Raw genomic sequence first — 592 nt, forward strand, 5'->3', positions numbered from 1 at the left:
CATGTTATTTTGTCATCGGTTTCCCGGGTTGTAATAACCGGCGTTACATTACTGAAACCAATGGTTTGTTTACTGGCTTTAAAGACATTTTTATTGGTGTCTTTTGGCGCGCTTACCAGTTCAATATCCAGTTTTTCTCCGGTGGGTTTGTTCAGAAAATCAACCAGCAGAATATTGTCCTTACCTGACAGCTTTTGGTTTACTACCAGCTTATCCGCATTTTTCAGGTCCGTACGCATGGCATACGCAGTGCCATTCGTCGTCAGCTCATCAACCGTCAGTGTATGGAATGCTTTATTCGCTGCACTTCCTGTAAAATATGTCATGCTTCCGGTATTTTTTAACGAGCGAAGTGAGGAGTCTCCTGTCAGTTGCCACCAGGTATTGTTCACAGTAGCAGATGCAGATGGGGCATGAATTGCACCGCGGTATGCCGTATTAAAACCACTCAGTAATCCTGCCGCGAGTCCCCGGGATGCCTTCTCAGACAATATGCCCTCTTTACCTGATTCAGTTCCGAAGCTGATTGTGGCCTGTTTATCAGACATAATATCACCAACAACAGATGCCTGGTCTCTGGCTTTCAGTACTG

1 protein-coding gene is annotated in these 592 nt (G+C 45.3%); it reads right to left on the reverse strand.

Annotation, left to right across the window (positions count from 1 at the left end):
• A partial coding sequence (locus E0D98_RS25515) for an autotransporter outer membrane beta-barrel domain-containing protein (protein ID WP_131891499.1) occupies positions 1 to 592 on the reverse strand: 592 nt, incomplete at both ends.

Origin of the sequence: Escherichia sp. KCJ4928 (assembly GCF_004352695.1) — a bacterium.
Classification (GTDB): domain Bacteria; phylum Pseudomonadota; class Gammaproteobacteria; order Enterobacterales; family Enterobacteriaceae; genus ECMA0423.